The 13,722-nt window shown below is 61.6% G+C and carries 16 protein-coding genes; 11 read left to right on the top strand and 5 right to left on the bottom strand.

Annotated elements, in window-relative coordinates; translation table 11 throughout:
- The first annotated feature begins 68 nt into the window (after positions 1–68).
- The 7 genes from HBN98_RS21880 to HBN98_RS21850 all read left to right on the top strand — a co-directional run bounded on the left by HBN98_RS21880 (position 69) and on the right by HBN98_RS21850 (position 7,278).
- On the top strand, positions 69–1,007 hold the full coding sequence (locus tag HBN98_RS21880; protein ID WP_083368789.1) for a DMT family transporter: 939 nt from the start codon (positions 69–71) through the stop codon (positions 1,005–1,007).
- Between the two features lie 213 nt (positions 1,008–1,220).
- Entirely contained in the window at positions 1,221–4,139 is a 2,919-nt protein-coding gene (locus HBN98_RS21875; protein ID WP_083368788.1) for a monovalent cation/H+ antiporter subunit A, read from the top strand.
- Positions 4,139–4,483: a Na+/H+ antiporter subunit C gene (locus HBN98_RS21870; RefSeq protein WP_003225953.1), complete on the top strand. Its 345-nt coding sequence runs from the start codon at positions 4,139–4,141 to the stop codon at positions 4,481–4,483. The genes HBN98_RS21875 and HBN98_RS21870 overlap by 1 nt, the downstream gene beginning before the upstream one ends.
- On the top strand, positions 4,480–6,159 hold the full coding sequence (locus HBN98_RS21865; RefSeq protein WP_083368787.1) for a monovalent cation/H+ antiporter subunit D: 1,680 nt from the start codon (positions 4,480–4,482) through the stop codon (positions 6,157–6,159). Before HBN98_RS21870 ends, HBN98_RS21865 begins: the two co-directional genes overlap by 4 nt.
- The gene (locus HBN98_RS21860) at positions 6,156–6,644 is read left to right on the top strand and encodes a Na+/H+ antiporter subunit E (RefSeq protein WP_064587970.1); all 489 of its coding nucleotides are present in this window, start codon (positions 6,156–6,158) and stop codon (positions 6,642–6,644) included. Before HBN98_RS21865 ends, HBN98_RS21860 begins: the two co-directional genes overlap by 4 nt.
- Positions 6,641–6,919, top strand: coding sequence for a K+/H+ antiporter subunit F (locus tag HBN98_RS21855; protein WP_003225959.1), 279 nt, complete (start codon positions 6,641–6,643; stop codon positions 6,917–6,919). Before HBN98_RS21860 ends, HBN98_RS21855 begins: the two co-directional genes overlap by 4 nt.
- Positions 6,916–7,278: a Na+/H+ antiporter subunit G gene (locus HBN98_RS21850; RefSeq protein ID WP_064587971.1), complete on the top strand. Its 363-nt coding sequence runs from the start codon at positions 6,916–6,918 to the stop codon at positions 7,276–7,278. Before HBN98_RS21855 ends, HBN98_RS21850 begins: the two co-directional genes overlap by 4 nt.
- 115 nt (positions 7,279–7,393) lie before the next feature.
- On the opposite strand, the gene HBN98_RS21845 is transcribed toward HBN98_RS21850, so the two are convergent.
- On the bottom strand, positions 7,394–7,834 hold the full coding sequence (locus tag HBN98_RS21845) for a DUF3995 domain-containing protein (protein ID WP_064587972.1): 441 nt from the start codon (positions 7,832–7,834) through the stop codon (positions 7,394–7,396).
- Between the two features lie 93 nt (positions 7,835–7,927).
- Between HBN98_RS21845 and HBN98_RS21840 the strand changes: the two genes are divergently transcribed.
- Positions 7,928–8,317: a DUF2946 domain-containing protein gene (locus HBN98_RS21840; protein ID WP_064587973.1), complete on the top strand. Its 390-nt coding sequence runs from the start codon at positions 7,928–7,930 to the stop codon at positions 8,315–8,317.
- 93 nt (positions 8,318–8,410) lie between these two features.
- On the top strand, positions 8,411–10,543 hold the full coding sequence (locus tag HBN98_RS21835; protein WP_083368786.1) for a TonB-dependent receptor: 2,133 nt from the start codon (positions 8,411–8,413) through the stop codon (positions 10,541–10,543).
- Positions 10,544–10,699: 156 nt separating this feature from the next.
- On the opposite strand, the gene HBN98_RS21830 is transcribed toward HBN98_RS21835, so the two are convergent.
- From HBN98_RS21830 to HBN98_RS21820, 3 genes are all read right to left on the bottom strand, one after another.
- Positions 10,700–11,716 (bottom strand): ABC transporter substrate-binding protein, encoded by a 1,017-nt coding sequence (locus HBN98_RS21830; RefSeq protein ID WP_083368785.1) that lies wholly within the window; start codon positions 11,714–11,716, stop codon positions 10,700–10,702.
- Between the two features lie 128 nt (positions 11,717–11,844).
- A complete protein-coding gene (locus tag HBN98_RS21825; RefSeq protein WP_064590016.1) occupies positions 11,845–12,042 on the bottom strand; it encodes a hypothetical protein in 198 nt (65 codons plus the stop codon).
- An 8-nt stretch (positions 12,043–12,050) separates the two neighbouring features.
- On the bottom strand, positions 12,051–12,500 hold the full coding sequence (locus tag HBN98_RS21820) for a hypothetical protein (protein ID WP_169841369.1): 450 nt from the start codon (positions 12,498–12,500) through the stop codon (positions 12,051–12,053).
- Between the two features lie 421 nt (positions 12,501–12,921).
- Between HBN98_RS21820 and HBN98_RS27960 the strand changes: the two genes are divergently transcribed.
- Together HBN98_RS27960 and HBN98_RS21815 are read left to right on the top strand one after the other, a co-directional pair.
- Positions 12,922–13,197 carry a hypothetical protein gene (locus tag HBN98_RS27960; RefSeq protein ID WP_083368784.1) on the top strand — a complete coding sequence of 92 codons (276 nt, stop codon included), beginning with the start codon at positions 12,922–12,924 and terminating at the stop codon, positions 13,195–13,197.
- A gap of 46 nt (positions 13,198–13,243) precedes the next feature.
- The gene (locus HBN98_RS21815) at positions 13,244–13,480 is read left to right on the top strand and encodes a DUF2789 family protein (protein WP_083368783.1); all 237 of its coding nucleotides are present in this window, start codon (positions 13,244–13,246) and stop codon (positions 13,478–13,480) included.
- A gap of 6 nt (positions 13,481–13,486) precedes the next feature.
- Here the strand turns inward: HBN98_RS21815 and HBN98_RS21810 are convergent, their stop codons facing one another.
- Positions 13,487–13,690: a hypothetical protein gene (locus HBN98_RS21810; RefSeq protein ID WP_064587978.1), complete on the bottom strand. Its 204-nt coding sequence runs from the start codon at positions 13,688–13,690 to the stop codon at positions 13,487–13,489.
- Positions 13,691–13,722 lie beyond the last annotated feature (32 nt).

Genomic DNA, 13,722 nt, shown 5'->3' with positions numbered 1-13,722 from the left:
GGGGTTGGGCAGTATACTGCGCAACGTTGGACGCATTGTGCGTCCTGCCTTTTATAGTGCGCAAGGTCATGACGTCAGCAAACGGCTCCTCCTCCCCTATTCGCTTCTCCCGCTTCAGCAAGGCCGAGTGCGTGCTGGTGCTGATCACCATGGTCTGGGGCGGTACGTTCCTGCTGGTGCAACACGCCATGACCGTCAGCGGCCCGATGTTCTTCGTCGGTTTGCGCTTTGCCGCAGCGGCCGCCATCGTCGCGCTGTTCTCCTGGCGGCACTTGCGCGCACTGACCCTGTTCGAACTTAAGGCCGGCGCGTTCATCGGTGTGGCGATCATGCTGGGTTACGGCTTGCAGACGGTGGGCCTGCAGACGATCCCGAGCAGCCAGTCGGCCTTCATCACCGCGTTGTACGTGCCCTTTGTGCCGTTGCTGCAATGGCTGGTACTGGGGCGTCGACCGGGGCTGATGCCGAGCATCGGCATCATGCTCGCGTTTACCGGTTTGATGCTGCTGTCCGGGCCGTCCGGCGCGTCGCTGAATTTCAGCCCCGGCGAGATTGCCACGCTGATCAGCGCCATCGCGATTGCCGCCGAAATCATTCTGATCAGCACCTACGCCGGCCAGGTCGATGTACGCCGGGTGACCGTGGTGCAACTGGCGGCGACGTCGGTGCTGTCGTTCCTGCTGGTGGTGCCGACCGGCGAGGCGATTCCGGATTTTTCCTGGACGCTGCTGGTGACGGCGCTGGGCCTGGGCGCGGCGAGTGCGGCGATTCAGGTGGCGATGAACTGGGCGCAAAAAAGCGTTTCGCCGACCCGTGCGACCTTGATCTACGCCGGTGAGCCGGTGTGGGCCGGCATCGTCGGGCGGATCGCCGGGGAGCGCCTGCCGGCGATTGCGCTGGTTGGCGCCGGGTTGATCGTGGCGGCGGTGATTGTCAGCGAGCTGAAGACCAAGGGTAAGGTTGACGTCGAAGTTGAAGGTGCCTTGGAAAACGACAGCGGCAATTGAAAGCGAAGATCAAAAGATCGCAGCCTTCGGCAGCTCCTACAGGGACATGCATTCCAATGTAGGAGCTGCCGAAGGCTGCGATCTTTTCGCTTTGGAAACAGAGCCAAACAGAAAATTCCAGACTACTTTGTAGGATTCTGAGACATCCTCGGGTTTGGTAATCAGGGAGCTGGCACGTATGATGCTTCACAAACTTCCGCAGATTAGAAGCCTATGTCCCTGATAGTTCTACTGCTTCTGCCATTCATTGGCAGCTGTCTGGCAGCGGTGCTGCCACACAACGCGCGTAATACCGAATCCCTGTTGGCAGGTCTGGTCGCTCTGATCGGCACCGTGCAGGTCGCGCTGTTGTACCCGCAAATCGCCCATGGCGGCGTGATCCGCGAAGAATTCATGTGGCTGCCCAGCCTGGGGTTGAACTTCGTCCTGCGCATGGACGGCTTCGCCTGGCTGTTCTCGTTGCTGGTCCTCGGCATCGGCACCCTGGTTTCTTTATACGCCCGTTACTACATGTCGCCGGACGACCCGGTGCCGCGTTTCTTCGCCTTCTTCCTGGCGTTCATGGGCGCGATGCTCGGCCTGGTGATCTCCGGCAATCTGATCCAGATCGTGTTCTTCTGGGAGCTGACCAGCCTCTTCTCGTTCCTGCTGATCGGCTACTGGCACCATCGCGCCGATGCCCGGCGTGGCGCGTACATGGCGCTGATGGTCACCGGGGCCGGGGGATTGTGCCTGCTGGCGGGGGTCATGATCCTCGGCCATGTCGTCGGCAGCTATGACCTGGACAAGGTCCTGGCCGCCGGCGATCTGATTCGTGCACATGCCCTCTACCCCATCCTGCTTCCCCTCATTCTCATCGGCGCCCTCAGTAAAAGCGCCCAGTTCCCTTTCCATTTCTGGCTCCCGCACGCCATGGCGGCGCCCACTCCGGTTTCGGCTTATCTGCACTCGGCGACCATGGTCAAGGCCGGGGTCTTTCTCTTGGCACGTCTGTGGCCGTCGCTGTCGGGCAGTGAAGAATGGTTCTACATCGTCAGCGGCGCCGGCGCGTGCACGCTGTTGCTCGGCGCGTATTGCGCGATGTTCCAGAACGACCTCAAGGGTTTGCTGGCCTACTCGACCATCAGCCATCTGGGCCTGATCACCCTGCTGCTAGGCCTGAACAGCCCGCTGGCGGCGGTCGCAGCAGTGTTCCACATCCTCAACCACGCAACCTTCAAAGCCTCGCTGTTCATGGCCGCAGGCATCATCGACCACGAAAGCGGCACCCGCGATATCCGCAAGCTCAGTGGCCTGATCAAACTGATACCGTTCACCGCGACGCTGGCGATGGTGGCCAGTGCCTCGATGGCCGGCGTGCCGCTGCTCAACGGTTTCCTGTCGAAAGAAATGTTCTTCGCCGAAACCGTGTTCATCAACGCCACCGCGTGGGTCGAAGCGGCGCTGCCGATTGTTGCGACCATCGCCGGTACGTTCAGCGTGGCTTACTCGCTGCGCTTCACGGTTGATGTGTTTTTCGGCCCGACAGCCACCGACCTGCCGCACACCCCGCACGAGCCACCGCGCTGGATGCGTGCGCCGGTGGAGCTGCTGGTGTTCACCTGTCTGGTCGTCGGGATCTTCCCGGCACAAGTGGTCGGCCCGCTGCTCGCAGCCGCCGCGCTGCCGGTGGTGGGTGGCACGCTGCCGGAGTACAGCCTGGCGATCTGGCACGGTCTCAACGCACCGATGATCATGAGCCTGATCGCCATGTCCGGCGGCATCGTGGTCTATCTGCTGCTGCGCAACCAGCTCAAACGTGGACGCTTCAAATACCCGCCGCTGGTGGGCCGCTTCAACGGCAAGCGCCTGTTCGAGCGCAGTCTGGTGGTAATGATGCGTCTGGCCCGCCGGGTAGAACGCCGACTCGGCACCCGGCGCCTGCAGATGCAATTGTTCCTGATGGTGCTGGCGGCGGTGCTCGCCGGGCTGATCCCGATGCTGCACAGCAGCCTGAGCTGGGGCGACCGGCCGAAGATTCCGGGTTCCATCGTGTTCGTCACCCTGTGGCTGCTGGCGATTGCCTGCGCCCTCGGCGCCGCGTGGCAGGCCAAGTATCACCGTCTCGCCGCCCTGACCATGGTCAGCGTCTGCGGCCTGATGACCTGCGTGACCTTTGTCTGGTTCTCGGCACCGGACCTGGCGCTGACGCAACTGGCCGTGGAAGTGGTCACCACCGTGCTGATCCTGCTCGGTCTGCGTTGGCTGCCGCGACGCATCGAAGAAGTCTCGCCACTGCCAAGCACCCTGCGCAAGGCACGCATCCGCCGTCTGCGCGACCTGCTGCTGTCGATTGCCGTCGGCGCCGGCATGGCGCTGCTGTCCTACGCGATGCTGACGCGACAGACGCCCAACGACATCTCCTCGTTCTACCTCAGTCGCGCCATGCCCGAGGGCGGTGGCAGCAACGTGGTCAACGTGATGCTGGTGGACTTCCGCGGCTTCGATACCCTCGGTGAAATCACCGTGCTGGTAGCGGTGGCGCTGACCGTGTTCGCCCTGCTGCGACGCTTCCGCCCGCCGAAAGAAAGCCTGCAACTGCCGGCCCAGCAACGTCTGCTCGCGCCGGACGTGGTCACCGATCTGGTCAATCCACGCACCGCCAGCGATACCGCACTCGGTTTCATGATGGTGCCGGCGGTGCTGGTGCGCCTGCTGCTGCCGGTCGCGCTGGTGGTCTCGTTCTACCTGTTCATGCGCGGCCACAACCAGCCGGGCGGTGGTTTTGTCGCCGGGCTGGTGATGTCGGTGGCGTTCATCCTGCAATACATGGTCGCCGGCACACAGTGGGTCGAGGCGCAAATGAGCCTGCGACCATTGCGCTGGATGGGCACCGGTCTGCTGTTCGCCACGGCGACTGGCCTCGGCGCGATGGCGGTCGGTTACCCGTTCCTGACCACCCACACCTGGCATTTCGAGTTGCCGTTGCTGGGCGATATCCACATCGCCAGCGCGCTGTTCTTCGATATCGGCGTGTACGCCGTGGTGGTCGGCTCGACACTGCTGATCCTGACCGCCCTCGCTCACCAATCGGTGCGTGGTCACAAGACCGCGTCGCTGCCCAAGTCCGTCGCCAGCAAAGGAGCCGTCTGATGGAAGAAGTCATCGCAATCGCCATCGGCGTGCTCGCCGCGTCCGGCGTCTGGCTGGTGTTGCGGCCACGGACGTTCCAGGTGGTCATGGGCCTGTGCCTGCTGTCCTACGCGGTCAACCTGTTCATCTTCAGCATGGGCAGCCTGTTCATCGGTAAAGAACCGGTGATCAAGGACGGCGTGACCCAGGACCTGCTGCACTACACCGATCCACTGCCACAGGCCCTGGTGCTGACCGCCATTGTCATCAGCTTTGCCATGACCGCGCTGTTCCTGGTGGTGCTGCTGGCGTCGCGGGGCCTGACCGGTACCGACCACGTCGACGGCCGGGAGCCTAAGGAATGATGGCGATGACTCACCTGATCGCCGCACCGATCCTGCTGCCGCTGCTGACCGCCGCCATCATGTTGATGCTCGGCGAGAAGCACCGGCCGCTGAAGGCGAAAATCAACCTGTTCTCCAGCCTCGTCGGCCTGTTCATTTCAGTGATGCTGCTGCAGTGGACGCAGACCACCGGCGTGCCCGGCTCCATCGGCGTGTACCTGCCGGGCAACTGGCAGGCGCCGTTCGGCATCGTGCTGGTGGTCGATCGCCTGTCGGCACTAATGCTGGTGCTGACCGGCGTCATCGGTGTCAGCGCCCTGCTCTTCGCCATGGCCCGTTGGGACGGCGCGGGATCAAGCTTCCACGCGCTGTTCCAGATTCAGTTGATGGGCCTGTACGGCGCGTTCCTCACCGCCGACCTGTTCAACCTGTTCGTGTTCTTCGAAGTGCTGCTCGCCGCCTCCTATGGCCTGTTGCTGCACGGCTCGGGGCGCGCACGGGTGTCGTCGGGGCTGCATTACATTTCGATCAACCTGCTGGCCTCATCGTTGTTCCTGATTGGCGCGGCGCTGATCTACGGCGTCACCGGCACCCTGAACATGGCCGATCTGGCGCTGAAGATTCCGCTGGTGCCGGAAGCCGATCGTGGTTTGCTGCACGCCGGCGCGGGGATTCTCGCGGTGGCGTTCCTGGCCAAGGCCGGCATGTGGCCGCTGAACTTCTGGCTGGTGCCGGCCTACTCCTCGGCCAGTGCGCCGGTGGCGGCAATGTTCGCGATCATGACCAAGGTCGGCGTCTACACCCTGCTGCGTTTGTGGACGCTGCTGTTCTCCGGGCAGGCCGGGGCTTCGGCATTCTTCGGTGGCGACTGGCTGATCTACGGCGGCATGGCGACCATGGCGTGCGCGGCGCTGGCGATTCTCGCCGCGCAACGTCTGGAGCGCATGGCCAGCCTGAGCATTCTGGTGTCGGCGGGGATTTTGCTGTCCGCCGTGGGTTTCGCCCAGCCGAACCTGATTGGCGCGGCGCTGTTCTACCTGGTCAGCTCGACGTTGGCACTGAGCGCGCTGTTCCTGCTGGCCGAGTTGATCGAGCGCTCGCGTTCGGCCAACGAGATTCCGCTGGAAGACGAAAGCGAACTGTTGCCGCGCCCGCAGGAATCACTGCAACCCCCCAAGGGCATCAACCTCGACGACGAACAGAAAGCCGTGGTCGGTCAGGTCATCCCGTGGACCATGGCATTTCTTGGCCTGAGCTTTATTGCCTGCGCGCTGCTGATCATCGGCATGCCGCCGCTGTCGGGCTTCATCGGCAAGCTCAGCCTGATCGGCGCCCTGCTCAATCCATTGGGGCTGGGCACGGAGGCACCGATTTCGAACGCCGCCTGGGCGTTGCTGGCGCTGCTGATCCTGTCGGGGCTGGCCTCGCTGATGGCGTTTGCGCGCATGGGCGTCCAGCGCTTCTGGACGCCGGAGGAGCGGCCTTCGCCGCTGCTGCGCAAACTCGAATGCGCGCCGATCTTCCTGCTGCTGGGGCTGAGCATCGCCCTGACCTTCAAGGCCGAGCCGCTGCTGCGTTACACCCAGGCCACTGCCGACGCGCTGAATAATCCGCAGCAATACGTGATGGCCGTGCTCGGCACCCGTGCCGTGCCAAGCCCTGAAGCCAAGGCCGTGATGCTGGAGGTGCAGCCATGAAGCGCGTGTTTCCGGCTCCGCTGCTGTCACTGGCGCTGTGGGTTTTGTGGCTGACGCTGAACCTCTCTGTCAGCCCGGGCAACCTGCTGCTCGGCGCGATTCTGGGGTTTGCTGCACCGTTGATGATGCGCAAGCTGCGCCCGAAACAGGTGCGCATCCGCCGCCCGCTGACGATCCTGCGCCTGTTCCTGCTGGTGGGGCGTGACGTGGTGATGTCCAACCTGATCGTCGCCTGGGGCGTGCTCAACGCCGGGCGTCGTCCACCGCGCTCGCGCTTCGTCAAAGTGCCGCTGGACCTGCGCGATGCCCACGGCCTGGCCGCACTGGCGATGATCTGCACCGTGGTGCCCGGCACCGTGTGGTCGGAGCTGGCGCTGGATCGCAGCATCCTGCTGCTGCACGTCTGGGATCTGGATGACGAGGCGCACTTCATCCACCACTTCAAGACGGCCTACGAGCAGCCGTTGATGGAGATCTTCGAATGAGCCCGCTGCTGTCGAACGCGATTCTGCTGACGCTGTTCCTGTTTTCGCTGGCGATGGTCCTGACCCTGATCCGCCTGTTCAAGGGACCGTCGGCGCAGGACCGGGTACTCGCCCTGGACTACCTGTACATCGTCGCCATGTTGATGATGCTGACCCTGGGCATCCGATATTCCAGTGATACCTATTTCGAGGCGGCGCTGCTGATCGCGCTGTTCGGCTTCGTCGGCTCCTTTGCCCTGGCGAAATTCCTGCTGCGTGGCGAGGTGATCGAATGAATGCTGAATTGTCGCTGTGGGTCGAGATTCCGGTGGCGATCCTGTTGGTGCTCAGTGGCGTGTTTGCGCTGATTGGTGCGATCGGATTGCTGCGCATGAAGGACTACTTCCAGCGCATGCACCCGCCGGCACTGGCGTCGACGCTGGGTGCATGGTGCGTGGCGCTGGCGTCGATCATTTGTTTCTCGGCCTTGAAATCGGGGCCGGTGCTGCACGCCTGGCTGATCCCGATTCTGCTGGCGATTACCGTGCCGGTGACCACCCTGCTGCTGGCGCGGGCGGCGTTGTTCCGCAAGCGCATGGCCGGGGATGATGTGCCTGCTGAGGTCAGTAGCCGCCGCACCGAGAGCGGTAGCTGAAGACTTAGGTTGCCTGGACAGGCGCTATCGCGAGCAGGCTCACTCCTATATTTGGAATGCGTTCTTCTGTAGGAGTGAGCCTGCTCGCGATAGCAATCTCCAGATCAATCAAACCTCAGACCCAGGCCACCGCCAACAACCCCGCCCCCAACACCAGACACAACGGCGAATACACCCAGGTATCCAGCCGCGCAAACCGTGAATCCTTCACTTCCTTGAAAAACCCCACCAGATGCGAATCGCCAATCGCCCGGGCAAACATCACCAGCGCAATCGCGCTGATCACCCATTGCAACCAGCCGTCATGCACCGCCGGCATTCCCCAGCCGACGCGCATGCACACCAACCCGGCAATCACCAGCAACCCGGCTGCCACCAGCAACGTGATCCAGCCTGACGGTTTGAACGCTGGCCGCACCGTCGCCACCAAACCTCGCACTGGAATCTGCGGCACTGCCGCCACCGCCGCCCATTGTCCACCCAACGCCCAATACACATGCACCAGGGCGATCACTGCAAAAATCGTCACCAGCCATTGAGCCATCACAAAGGTCATGGTTGAAATCCTTTCAAGGGATTTGAACAAATCATCCTAGTCGGCTTTTTTTGAAGTGCACGACCGATCAGCGGTACGGTAAAGTGCCGCCCCATGAAATTCTCCCGTTCCGATCGCTCACTGCTGGCCTGGATGCTTTATTGCTGCGTCCTGTTCAACGTGTTCGCCTGCAGCATCGGTCACGGGCAAATGGTCGGGATGCAACTCAACGGCATCGGCGGCCAGTTCTGTACGGTCGATCCGGCCACTCAAGCGCCGCTGACCAGCAACCCCACCGAAGAAAAACTGCCGACCCTGTCCAAGGCGTTCGGCTGTCCGCTGTGTTCGGTCGGCGGCGGCATGGGCCCGGCGTTCAACTCCAGTTTGACCCTGGCGGTGCTGCCGGAACAACACAGCCCACCGCTGGCGCCCATCGTCAGCGCCGACCTCCCTGCCCGCTTCACCTGGCCTTCGGCCAATCCTCGCGCCCCGCCGCTCGCCTGAGTGTCTTTGCCTTTTTTGATTGTTCAGCCCACTGCGCCAACGCGCGGCGTTCGCCTGTGCGCTGACTCCTAGACAAGCATTCAGGATTCAACGATGAAACATATTCCTCTGCTGGCGAGCCTGTGCGGCTGCCTGTCCCTTAACGCCTGGGCGCAATCCACCGTCGACCTGGCGCCGATCACCATCGACGGCGAATCCGGCAGCGAGCCGGGCTTGAGCCTCGACCAGTCCAGCGGCATGGCCTCGCGCCTTGGCCTGAGCGTGCGCGATACGCCTGCCTCGGTGGCCATCGCCAACCGCAACGACATCGAACGCCACGGCGCGCAGAACTTCCAGGACGCCGCCAACACCCTGCCCGGGGTCAATGCCAGCGCACCGCCGGGCTTTGGCGGATTCGTCTCCTATCGCGGCTTCACCAGCAGCCAGATCACCCAGATGTTCAACGGCATCAATGTCTCCGGCGGCCTCGCGCGCCCGGTGGATGCGTGGATCTATGATCGGGTGGAATTGCTCGGCGGCCCGTCGTCACAGGTCAACGGCGCAGGTTCGGTGGGCGGCTCGCTGAACTACGTGACCAAACTGGCGACCCGCGACGAGCAAGCCGTCGAGGGGCGTGTCAGCTACGGCAGCTACGACACCACGGAAACTGCGTTCGGCCTCAACCACGCGTTGACCGACCCGAACGCCGATGTGCAGCACTACGCGCGCCTCGACGTCAGCCACAACACCAGCAATGGCTACATCGACCGCCAGGAACGCGATGCCTGGAGCGTGGCGTTCTCGCTGCTCAGCGACCTCACACCGGACCTGTCGCACACCCTGGCCCTGGAATATCAGGACGAACACGAAGACAGCCCGTACTGGGGCACGCCGGTGCTCAATCCCAAGGCCGGCGAGTTGAAGATCGACAAACACAATCGCTTCAACAACTACAACGTCGAAGACGGGCGCTATGAGCAGCGCACGATCTGGCTGCGCTCGATCATCGACTACCGGATCAACGACAACACCACCCTGCGCAACACGCTGTATCACCTCGACAGCCAGCGCGACTACCGCAACCTCGAGACCTATCAGTACAACGCCGACAACACTGCGGTGAACCGCTCAACCGCCTATCAGGTGCGACATCAGGGCGAGCAGAACGGCAACCAGTTCGAACTGCGTCACGACAACACGTTTTTCGGGCTCGACACGACATGGTCCGGTGGCTTCGAATACAAGGTCAACCAGACCACCAACTCGCCGCTGAACATCAAAGGCGCGAGCACGGTCGATCCGAACCACTACCGGCCGGGGCATTTCTACGACATTCCCGGTACCAACCCGGCGCTGATCAGCGACAAGACCAACGAGGTCACGACCAAGGCACTGTTCGTGGAAAACCGCCTGGCCCTGACCGACAAACTGGCGCTGCTGACCGGCCTGCGTTACGACGACATCGACCTCGACGTGACTAACCACCGCACCGTGACGGCGACCAATCCCAAACACCTCAAGCGCAGTTGGGAGCCGGTCACCGGACGTGTCGGCCTGAGCTACCAGTTCATCCCGTCGGCCAACGTCTACGTGCAATACAGCACCGCCGCCGAACAACCGAACGGCACTCAGGACTTCGACGTGTCGACCGGCAAGCAATGGGAAATCGGCAGCAAGTTCGATTACCTCAACGGCCGCGGCTCGGCGACGGTGGCGGCGTACACCATCGAGCGCAAGGACTTCGCCGTGACCGATCCGCTGGACCCGACCAGCAGCATTCCGGTGGGCCAGCAGACTTCCAAAGGCATCGAGATCGCCAGCTCCCTGCGCATCACCGACAAGCTGTTGGCCGAAGGCAACTTCGCTTGGGTCGATGCGCAATACGACGATTTCACCGAAAAGAATGCCGCTGGTGTGGTGGTGTCGCGCAAGGGCAACACGCCGACCAACGTCCCGGACCGGGTGGGCAACCTGTGGCTGACTTATGACTTTTCGCCGCAATGGCAAGGTGGGGTCGATGCGCGGTATGTAGCGTCGGTGTATGCCGACACGGCGAACACCATGACCGTGCCGTCGTACACGCTGTTCGGCAGTTTCCTCAGCTACAAGGTCGACTCACACACCACCGTCACAGGCCGGGTGCGAAACCTGACCAATAAGGTGTATGCCGAGTTTGCGCATGTGTCGCCGGCTTATTACCTGGGCACGCCGCGCACCTTTGAACTGGCGGTGCAGACTCGATTCTGAGTCGACATTTAACCTGTGGCGAGGGAGCTTGCTCCCGCCGGGTTGCGAAGCAGCCCCAAGATCGGTTGATGCGGTTATCCAGTAAACCGTATCAGCCGAGATGGCGACTGCTTCGCAGCCGAGCGGGAGCAAGCTCCCTCGCCACAGATGCGCCGTTTATTTCAGTTCGGCCGCGACCTTGTCCGCCACATCCTTCGGCAGCCACGCCTGCCACACCTCTGGATGCGCCTTCATGAATGCCTCTGCGGCCTCCCGTGGCGCGGTGTGTTTTTCGCTCATCTCGGCCAGCGCCTTGTTCAGCGGCGCAATCGGGAAATCCACTTTGCTGAAGAACTCGGTAATCTGCGGATACTGCTTCTGGAACGGCGTAGACACCCCGATCGACAGTTTCGACGCCAGTGAACGGGTCGGTTTCGGATTGGGATTGTCGGCATCGGTCAGGGTCTTCCACGCCTCGGCATCAAACGGTGGCTCTTCCAGCTGCACCAGTTTGAATTTGCCCAGCAGCGGCGTCGGCGACCAGTAATAGAACAGCACCGGTTTGCCCCGGCGGATCGAGGAGCTGATCTCGGCATCCAGCGCCGCGCCGGAACCACTGCGGAAATTGGTGTAGTCATCCTGCAGGCCGTACGCGGTCAGTTTCTGTTTGTTCACCACTTCCGAGGTCCAGCCGATCGGGCTGTTGAGGAACCGGCCCTTGCTCGGGCTTTCCGGGTCCTTGAATACATCCTTGTATTTCTTCAGGTCACTGACGCTGCGCAGATCCGGCGCCAGCGGCTTGATGCCCTTGGCCGGATCGCCCTTGATCACGTATTCCGGCACCCACCAACCTTCAGTGGCGCCCTTGACCGTGTCGCCGAGACTGACAACCTTGCCCTCTGCCTCGGCCCTGACCCACACCGGACTGCGCCCGGCCCACTCTTCTCCAATGACCTGGATGTCATTGTTGGCCAACGCGGTCTCGAGCGTGATGGTGGTGCCAGGCAACGTATCGGTCGGCAGCCCGTAACCTTTCTCGACGATGATCCTCAGAACATCGGTGATCAGGCTGCCGCTTTCCCAGTTCAGGTCGGCAAAATGGATAGGCGCCTGTGCCGCCGCTGCCGGCTGCGCGGCCGTCAGCACACCGAACGAGACCACGCTGGCGGCCAATAGCCGTCGAATTTCTTTCATGCTTTGCACCTCGTGCTGTTCACAGCAATAGCAGGATGGCCCGGCAGAAGACCGCAAGCCTCTGAATACTCAGTCAACTGACTGTAGCCGAGGTTCCTGCTTTTTCCGGGAGCATGCCGCCGACGAGGTTACGTTTCAGACTTTTCCTGCAAGCTTTGCAGCTCGCGTCTGACCATGCTGGCGTATGCCGCAGGCCGCAAACTGTAGATCTGCGCGCCGACCCAATTCAGCCAGGCGCCCTGCAACCCGGCTTTGGCGTTGAACAGGCGCAAGGCCTCCTCACGCGCACGCTCGAGGTTCTGCGAATGGAAGTCGGCGCGGCTCAAGCCACCGGTCATTCGCTGGCCTTGAACGTGACCAGTTCACCCTTGCGCCATTTCGCCGCTTTGCCGGTGACGGCTTTCAGGGTCTTGGTCAGGCCTTCTTGCAGTTGCTGATGCGCGGCAAACACCGTCACCACGCTGTGGCCTTCCTTGAACAGAATCGCGTGACCATCGGCCGTTTCGACAAAAGCGTAATCGCCCAGGCCGTACACCGTCAGTTTGATCTCGCGAAAGCGGATATCCATCTTGCCGCCTTCACGGCTGGGCAGGACCGAGGCGCTGAAATGATCGCCAACCTTGAGCTTGAGCCCCGGTTTGTCATCGACCACCAATGCGCTTTCGGTGTCGATCTCGGCCACGTAAATGCCTTCGGCGTTCTGTTCGGTGATGTAAACAAAACGCGATTGGAACAGCTTGACCAACTTTGCACGCAAATCACCCAGCACGAACAAAGCATGCATATCGAGATTACTGACTGCCAAAGAAACATCCCCACATCTGAAAAGTACCCTGCGCCAAACGCGCACGGCAAAAAAACGGCCAGGCCGGTGCTGTTACCGAATGACTCCAGTAAACCTGAATCAAGCAGAACGCCCATTCATCGCGAGTTCGCAAGACTACTGGAAAGTAGCGCGAGAAACTTGCCCCGACGTTCGCCAGACCTTGAAGGAAAAATCTTCACCTAAGCGTAGTGAAGACTGACTACAAACTTTAGGGAAAAGGCTGACGAAAAAAAGCCCTTTTCCGACATATCGCCCGCAAAAAATTGCTTTAGATAGACACCTGTCGCCAACAGGCACTGGCGATTCTAGAGCAGCGATGCTCCTTACGACTACCCGAACCGACCAGTAAACGTCGGCCAACTCATGAAAAGGACTTCATATGTGCACTCTGACTCACTTTGCCCGGCCTTCCAGCACCCACATCGACGCGCCTTTCGTGTTGCACGGTGGCGCTATACCGGAACTTGCGCAATACGCACAAAACGCCAAGACCCCACGTTTCCAGGTCGTCCCGGCGGGTAATGCGTTCTTTCATATCAAGGAATCATCGACCGGGCGTGTAAGAGGTTTCCGCGAAGATCATAACGAAGCCTGCGCCCTCGCCCGTTCGCTTGAATCACAAATCGAACTCTTGCCCCATGGCTGCCTCAGATAAAGGGCGAGCGACAGCGCCATTCCGGCACACGCAAAAGGAGTACACGATGGAACTGCCTGCATATGATCTGAAAACCCTGTTCGACCAACTGGGACTGCCTTCGGAAGGCAGCGAAATCGACGATTTCATCGAAGCGCATCCGCTGGACGCCAATACCAAACTGATCGATGCCGCCTTCTGGTCGCCGCAACAGGCGCAACTGCTGAAGGAATGGCTGCGCGCCGACGGTGAAGAAGCCGTGATGGTCGATGAGTTGAACGTGCGCCTGCACGACGGACGTTAATCAATGTCAGTGCAGGCTGTCGCCCGGCTCGGCTTTCAGTTGTTCGAGCCAGGCAGCCTTGCACTCTTCCGCCTCGACGCGACTGGCGAACGCGGTGCCGCGACGCTCACCGTTGAGCAACACGACCCAGCACACGCTCTGCCCCATCGCGCGCAATCCGGCGGGCACGCCACTGCCAATCATCACCGCGACATCGACTCTGCTCTGCATGCTGACCTCTCAATTTCATTAGCTACCTAACT

It is taken from the genome of Pseudomonas koreensis (assembly GCF_012986595.1).
Lineage (GTDB): Bacteria > Pseudomonadota > Gammaproteobacteria > Pseudomonadales > Pseudomonadaceae > Aquipseudomonas > Aquipseudomonas koreensis.
Note: the sequence above shows the minus strand (reverse complement) of the source record. Positions and strands in the feature narration are given on the sequence as shown.

What these genes read in the sequence shown, in the direction of transcription:
- HBN98_RS21880 (WP_083368789.1), top strand. Translation starts at nt 69, where the DNA reads ATGACGTCAGCAAACGGCTCCTCCTCCCCTATTCGCTTCTCCCGCTTC.
- HBN98_RS21875 (WP_083368788.1), top strand. Translation starts at nt 1,221, where the DNA reads ATGTCCCTGATAGTTCTACTGCTTCTGCCATTCATTGGCAGCTGTCTG.
- HBN98_RS21870 (WP_003225953.1), top strand. Translation starts at nt 4,139, where the DNA reads ATGGAAGAAGTCATCGCAATCGCCATCGGCGTGCTCGCCGCGTCCGGC.
- HBN98_RS21865 (WP_083368787.1), top strand. Translation starts at nt 4,480, where the DNA reads ATGATGGCGATGACTCACCTGATCGCCGCACCGATCCTGCTGCCGCTG.
- HBN98_RS21860 (WP_064587970.1), top strand. Translation starts at nt 6,156, where the DNA reads ATGAAGCGCGTGTTTCCGGCTCCGCTGCTGTCACTGGCGCTGTGGGTT.
- HBN98_RS21855 (WP_003225959.1), top strand. Translation starts at nt 6,641, where the DNA reads ATGAGCCCGCTGCTGTCGAACGCGATTCTGCTGACGCTGTTCCTGTTT.
- HBN98_RS21850 (WP_064587971.1), top strand. Translation starts at nt 6,916, where the DNA reads ATGAATGCTGAATTGTCGCTGTGGGTCGAGATTCCGGTGGCGATCCTG.
- HBN98_RS21845 (WP_064587972.1), bottom strand. Translation starts at nt 7,834, where the DNA reads ATGACCTTTGTGATGGCTCAATGGCTGGTGACGATTTTTGCAGTGATC.
- HBN98_RS21840 (WP_064587973.1), top strand. Translation starts at nt 7,928, where the DNA reads ATGAAATTCTCCCGTTCCGATCGCTCACTGCTGGCCTGGATGCTTTAT.
- HBN98_RS21835 (WP_083368786.1), top strand. Translation starts at nt 8,411, where the DNA reads ATGAAACATATTCCTCTGCTGGCGAGCCTGTGCGGCTGCCTGTCCCTT.
- HBN98_RS21830 (WP_083368785.1), bottom strand. Translation starts at nt 11,716, where the DNA reads ATGAAAGAAATTCGACGGCTATTGGCCGCCAGCGTGGTCTCGTTCGGT.
- HBN98_RS21820 (WP_169841369.1), bottom strand. Translation starts at nt 12,500, where the DNA reads ATGCATGCTTTGTTCGTGCTGGGTGATTTGCGTGCAAAGTTGGTCAAG.
- HBN98_RS27960 (WP_083368784.1), top strand. Translation starts at nt 12,922, where the DNA reads ATGTGCACTCTGACTCACTTTGCCCGGCCTTCCAGCACCCACATCGAC.
- HBN98_RS21815 (WP_083368783.1), top strand. Translation starts at nt 13,244, where the DNA reads ATGGAACTGCCTGCATATGATCTGAAAACCCTGTTCGACCAACTGGGA.
- HBN98_RS21810 (WP_064587978.1), bottom strand. Translation starts at nt 13,690, where the DNA reads ATGCAGAGCAGAGTCGATGTCGCGGTGATGATTGGCAGTGGCGTGCCC.